Origin of the sequence: Acrocarpospora catenulata (assembly GCF_018476525.1) — a bacterium.
GTDB lineage: Bacteria > Actinomycetota > Actinomycetes > Streptosporangiales > Streptosporangiaceae > Acrocarpospora > Acrocarpospora catenulata.
The window spans coordinates 1-5,858 of the sequence record NZ_JAHCST010000123.1 but is presented as its reverse complement, the minus strand read 5'-3'; the positions used below and the strand labels follow the sequence as shown (position 1 = coordinate 5,858).

The following is a 5,858-nucleotide window of genomic DNA, read 5'->3' as shown; positions in this document are numbered from 1 at the left end:
CGCGGACGCGCCCGGCCCGGGAGCGGTGCTCCCGGGCCGAGCCTGGTGGAACAGCCCTCGCCGCCGGAGGGGGAGGCGGCGAGGGCCGGGCTTCTTAGCGGCCGAGGTTGGCCTCGTGGCCGATGGACAGGCCCGACTCCACGTCGAAGAAGTGCAGGTTGTGGGTGTCCACGACCAGCTCGATGTTCTGGCCGGGGCGGACGTGGCTGCGGGCGTTGACGCGGGCGGTCCACAGGGACTTGTCGCCGGACAGCGGGAGAGCGGCGGCCTCTTCCTCGTCACCGTCGTGGGCGGCGGCCACGGTGTCGCGGTGCTCGACCGGGGGCGCGTCGATGGTGAACAGCACGTTGATCTCGGAGCCGAGCTCCTCGGTGACGTTGGCCCGGACGGGGATGCGGACCCACCCGGCGGCGTTGCCGTTGGCGGCGACCGAGTCCTCGAAGTCGGAGGGGCGGATGCCGAGGATGATGCGCTTGCCGATGTACCGGTCGAGGCCGGGCTTCTCGGCGAAGCTGGAGTCCGGCACCGGCAGCTTGTACCCGGCGAAGGCGACGGCCGCGCCGCTGCCGTCCCGGACCATCTCGGCGTAGGTGAAGTTCATGGACGGGGAGCCCATGAACCCGGCGACGAACAGGTTGACCGGGTTGTCGAAGAGGTTCTGCGGGGTGTCGACCTGCTGGAGCAGGCCGTCGCGGAGCACGCAGACCCGGTCGCCGAGGGTCATCGCCTCGACCTGGTCGTGGGTGACGTACACGGTGGTGACGCCGAGGCGCTCGTGCAGCTGGTTGAGGGAGGCGCGCATCGAGACGCGGAGCTTGGCGTCCAGGTTGGAGAGCGGCTCGTCCATCAGGAAGGCCTGCGGCTCGCGGACGATGGCGCGGCCCATGGCGACACGCTGGCGCTGACCGCCGGAGAGCGCGGCCGGCTTGCGCTTGAGGTACTGCTCCAGGCCGAGCATCTTGGCGGCCTCGTTGACGCGCTTGGCGATCTCCGCCTTGGGCATCTTGCGGAGCTTGAGGCCGAAGGCCAGGTTCTCCTCCACCGTCATGTGCGGGTAGAGGGCGTAGTTCTGGAAGACCATCGCGATGTCGCGGTCCTTCGGCGGCAGGTGGTTGACCACCCGGTCGCCGATCGCGATCTCACCCCCGCTGATGTCCTCCAGGCCGGCGATCATCCGCAGGGCGGTGGACTTGCCACACCCCGACGGGCCGACCAGCACCATGAACTCGCCGTCCTTGATCTCCAGGTTCAGGCCGTTCACGGCCTTGACCCCGCCCGCGTAGATCTTGTCGACGTTGCTCAGAACGATTGAAGCCATGCCAGTCCTTCGCGATGCCTGCGGACCGGCCCGGTACCCCCGATGCCGGTCTCCACTAGGGGAAAAGTGGATACGTTTTCATGCATCTCACCTGAACCGGACATCGCTGTCAAGCGGAACCCCTAGTTTCCCTAGGTCATGACATTCCCGTTATCAAGATGAGACTGGCAGTAATGATGGAATTCTGATGGAATCGTTTCCATGGGGAGTCCAGCGCAGCGGCGTACCACCATCAAGGACGTGGCGGAGATGGCCGGGGTCGGGGTCGCGACCGTGTCCCGGGTGTTGTCCGGGGGGTCGGCGAGCGCCGAGACCCGGGAGCGGGTGCTGGACGCGGCGACCAAACTGGACTACCGCCCGAGCGCGCTCGGGCGGAACCTGCGGCAGCAGCGGAGTGGTGGCATCGCGCTGCTCATTCCGGACATCACCGACAGCATTTACGCGCGGCTCACCGACGGGGTGCTGTCCTGCGCCCGCTCCTACCGCGAGCCGGTCACCATCGGGGTGACCGGTGACGATCCCGAGCAGGAGGCGGACCTGGTCGGCTCGCTGCTTGAGCAGAGCATGGATCGGGTGGTCGCGGTGCCGTCCGGGAACGGGGAGATGTGGACGCCGGCCATCCGGGCCGGGCTCGATGTGGTCTTCGCCGACCGGCGGGTCTCCGGTGAGCAGCGTGCGCTGGACGAGGTGCCGGCCGTGCTCGCCGACGACCGGGCGGGGGTGCGTACGGCGGTGGAGTACCTGACCGGTCTCGGGCATCGCAAGATCGGTTTTCTGGCGCGGCACGGGCAGGCTGAGCGGGTCGAGGCGTTCCGGGCGGCGCTTGGGGACCTGCTGGACGAGGATCTGATCGTGCACGCTCGGGCCAGCCGGGATTCCGCCTACGCCGCTGCGGCCGGGCTGCTTCAGCGGCGGCCGGACCTCAGCGCGGTGCTGGCCGGGGGGAACAAGCTGGGTGAGGCGGCGGTGCTGGCGGCCAGGGAACTGGATGTGCGCATTCCCCGGGATCTGTCGCTGGTGATGTTCGACGACGTGCCGTGGGCCGAACTCTGCTCGCCGCCGCTGACAGTGATCGCCCAGCCTGGGCAGGACATCGGCTACCGAGCGGCCGAACTCGTCATGCGCCAGGGCCGCCGTCCCCGCACGGTCCTACTCCCCACCGAACTCATCATCCGCGGCAGCTGCGGCCCTCGCAGGTAACGCGAGCCACCTCGCTTGTCCGGCCCCCCGCAAGTAACCGAGCCACCTCGCTCATCCGACCTCCCCACAAGTAACCGAGCCATCTCGCTTGTTCGGCCTCCCGCAGGTAACCCAGCCGCCTCGCTTGTTCGGCATCCCCGCGGGGTAACCCAGCCGCTTTGCTTGTTCGGCCTCCCCACACGGCGATCCCCATCGTCCGATCACCCCAACTCCCGGCAACAGACCCCCGACCCTCCCCAATCGGGTCACTCGTCACCATTCACCGTGACCCGCTGAACCCCCGAAGCCACGCCACGCCGCCCCCTACCCAATGATCAACAACCCTTGACCATTGCCGTGGGACTCCCGCCACCCTCGCCGCCCTCCGAGCCCCGGTCGATTACAGCCCAGTGATTCCCACCATGCCGACCGACCCGACGGACCAGGATCCGGCCGAAGGTCAGGTGGGCTGGGTGGGTGGGAGGCCCACGGCAACCAAATCCACCCGCCGAATGGCGTTGTCGGGCGGTTGGGGGCGGAACGTTGAGAGTTGGGTGGGGTTAGAGGGTTTTTTCTAGTTTGGAGAGGAGGTCGGGGTCTTCTGGCTGGACTTGGGGGGCGAAGCGGGCTACTACCTCGCCGTCGGCGTTGAGTAGGAATTTTTCAAAGTTCCATTGGATGTCGTCGCCGTCGGCGATGAGGTCGCGGTAGAGGGGATGCCGGTTTTCGCCGTTGACCTCGGTTTTTTCCAGGAGGGGGAAGTCGACCCCGTAATTGGTGGCGCAGAATTGGGCGATCTCCTCGGCGGTGCCGGGTTCCTGGCCCATGAACTGGTTGCAGGGGACGCCCACCACGGTGAACCCACGGTCCCGGTAAGTGTCCTGAAGCCGGACAAGTCCGGCGTACTGCGGGGTTAGCCCGCACCTGGAGGCGACGTTGACCACCAGGGCGGCCCGGCCGTCGAGGAGTTCCCCAAGAGTGGTCGGGGCTCCGTCAAGAGTGGTCACAGGAATGCCAAGGATGCTCATACGCCCGACTCTACCCAGAACATGATTCCGCCTCCGCTTCTGACGCCCTGTGACGTGGCTTACACCAGCCCGCCACCGTTTCCGATCCGAAACCCCATGCGCGGGCCAAGTTCCCCACTCCCCCGGCCCCGGCCGCCGTCGCACCGGGTCAGCCCATCCCCGCGAGAGCCCCCATGATCGGCGAGGCATCGGCAAACACCTCGCCGAAGCGTGTCGAAGTCCGCGACCGACGCCGGGTCGGCGTACTTCAATCCGCGCTAGGACCCGTCGCGGGGCCACCGGAATTTCCACATGAAATCCGTCAATGGCCGCGCGGACGGCCACGCCCACCCCATGGGCGCGGCCGCGAAACGGGCGCCACAGCACGCCTGCGGCGCCCGCCATCCGCACGCGACCCGATGACAAGGATTGTTTTGGACAGAACCAGCGCTATGCGCACCACAGCCGCGGCGGTGATCATGATGGCTGCCCTGAGCGGCACATCAGCGGCGTTCGCGGACGAGGGCTCGGAGCGGGCGAGCGGCGAACGCGTCGGGGAGCGAAGTACGTACCCGACCCACCGCATGACCTGGCGGCTGCACTACGGCGTCTGGCGCACCAACGCCGAACGCCTCCAGCGCCCGGCCTCCGTGCGAGCCGAGCCCATGTCCCAGCGGAACCAGAGCAGAGCCTTCGCGTTCCGCCTGGTCAGCCGGAAAGCCTGGTCACCCACCCAGTTCCGCTGCCTGGACAGCCTCTGGACCAGGGAGAGCAACTGGAACCACCTCGCGCAGAACCCGTCATCCGGCGCGTACGGCATCCCGCAGGCACTGCCCGCGGACAAGATGGCCCGCGTCTCCTGGGACTGGCGCCACAACCCGCGAACCCAGATTCGCTGGGGAATCAAATACATCAAGGGTCGATATGGCTCACCTTGTGGTGCGTGGGGGCACTTCAGGTCGCACAATTGGTACTAGCCGCGCCGAAAGGCACGGCGACCCGAGGAGAACCCAGGGGAAGGGGTCTCTCTTCGGCGAAACGCCCGGGGCCGCAAACCCCGGGCGTTTTGCTGTCGCATGGCCGGACCGCCCCCACCCGGCGCGGCTCTTGGCGAAAACCTGCACGTACAGTGGACGTGCCACCGTCAGACGTGTACGTACGTTTACCTCGGCCCCCGGGAGGTCCCGTGTCGACCCACGAGCTCTACACCATCCCCGCCGAGCTCTCCACCTGGAACGTGGAGATGGCCGGGAACGCCCGCTTCACCTGGGAGTACGACGACGGCCGGGACCGCATGCTCGCCCTCTACCAGAAGGGCAAGGACAAGCAGTGGGACTCGGTCAAGCGTATCGACTGGGACCTGGAGGTGGACCCGTACGACGTGCTCGGCATCCCTGACGAGACGATCGCGATCTACAACACCCCGCTCTGGGACCGCATGGACGCCCAGGCCAGGCGGGAGGTCAGGCGGCACGGCGCGGCCTGGCAGTTCTCCCAGTTCCTGCACGGCGAGCAGGGCGCGATGATCTGCTCGGCCCGGATCGTGGAGTCGGTCCCCGATCTGGACTCCAAGTTCTACGCGGCCACCCAGACCATGGACGAGGCCCGGCACGCCGAGACCTACGCCCGTTTCCTCCAGGAGAAGGTGGGCCTGGCGTACCCGATCAACGAGCACCTGAAGTCCCTGCTGGACAGCACGCTCAGCGACTCCCGGTGGGACATGCCGTACCTGGGCATGCAGGTGCTGATCGAGGGGCTGGCGCTGGCCGCCTTCGGCGTGATGCGCGACATCACCACCAAACCGCTGCCCAAGCAGATCCTGGCGTACGTGATGCAGGACGAGGCCCGGCACGTCGCCTTCGGCCGCATGGCGCTGCGCGACTACTACAGCAACCTCTCCGAGCGGGAACTGCGGGAGCGGGAGGACTTCGTCATCGAGGGCTGCTACCTGATGCGGGACCGGCTGCGCGGCCGGGAGCAGTGGGAGGCCCAGGGCCTGTCCAAAACCGAGGTCGATCAGGCCATGCAGGCCGTGGACGAGTCACAGTACCTGCGCCTCTTCCGGTCGCTGCTGTTCAGCCGGATCGTGCCGTGCGTGAAGGACATCGGGCTGTGGAGCCCCCGGCTCCAGCAGGCGTACGCGGACATGGGCGTGCTGGACATGGCCGGCCAGAGCCTGGAGACCCTGATGCGGCAGGACGAGGAGATCGCCGACAAGCTCGACGAGGCCAGATTCGCCACCGAGGAAACCGAACGCCACCAGGAAGTGGCCGAAACCATCGCCTTCGCCGCCGACTGACCAGAACACCGCCGACGTTCGAGAGCGGATTGCGGTGGTTGGTCCCACCCGCCCA

Annotated in this window: 5 protein-coding genes; 3 read left to right on the top strand and 2 right to left on the bottom strand. The window is 67.6% G+C overall.

The genetic code is table 11. The features are described from left to right. Positions 1 to 94: 94 nt before the first annotated feature. Positions 95 to 1,318: an ABC transporter ATP-binding protein gene (locus KIP79_RS45760; protein WP_214111357.1), complete on the bottom strand. Its 1,224-nt coding sequence runs from the start codon at positions 1,316 to 1,318 to the stop codon at positions 95 to 97. Between the two features lie 201 nt (positions 1,319 to 1,519). Between KIP79_RS45760 and KIP79_RS45755 the strand changes: the two genes are divergently transcribed. After that, positions 1,520 to 2,518: a LacI family DNA-binding transcriptional regulator gene (locus KIP79_RS45755; RefSeq protein ID WP_214111356.1), complete on the top strand. Its 999-nt coding sequence runs from the start codon at positions 1,520 to 1,522 to the stop codon at positions 2,516 to 2,518. A 539-nt stretch (positions 2,519 to 3,057) separates the two neighbouring features. Here KIP79_RS45755 and KIP79_RS45750 read toward each other — a convergent pair. Further along, positions 3,058 to 3,525, bottom strand: coding sequence for a glutathione peroxidase (locus KIP79_RS45750; protein ID WP_214111355.1), 468 nt, complete (start codon positions 3,523 to 3,525; stop codon positions 3,058 to 3,060). A gap of 431 nt (positions 3,526 to 3,956) precedes the next feature. On the opposite strand from KIP79_RS45750, the gene KIP79_RS48070 reads away from it, so the two are divergent. Both KIP79_RS48070 and KIP79_RS45740 read left to right on the top strand, forming a co-directional pair. After that, complete coding sequence (locus KIP79_RS48070) at positions 3,957 to 4,481, top strand: aggregation-promoting factor C-terminal-like domain-containing protein (protein ID WP_250214950.1); 525 nt, start codon at positions 3,957 to 3,959, stop codon at positions 4,479 to 4,481. A 209-nt stretch (positions 4,482 to 4,690) separates the two neighbouring features. After that, positions 4,691 to 5,803 carry a ferritin-like domain-containing protein gene (locus KIP79_RS45740; protein ID WP_214111354.1) on the top strand — a complete coding sequence of 371 codons (1,113 nt, stop codon included), beginning with the start codon at positions 4,691 to 4,693 and terminating at the stop codon, positions 5,801 to 5,803. Positions 5,804 to 5,858: the final 55 nt, after the last annotated feature.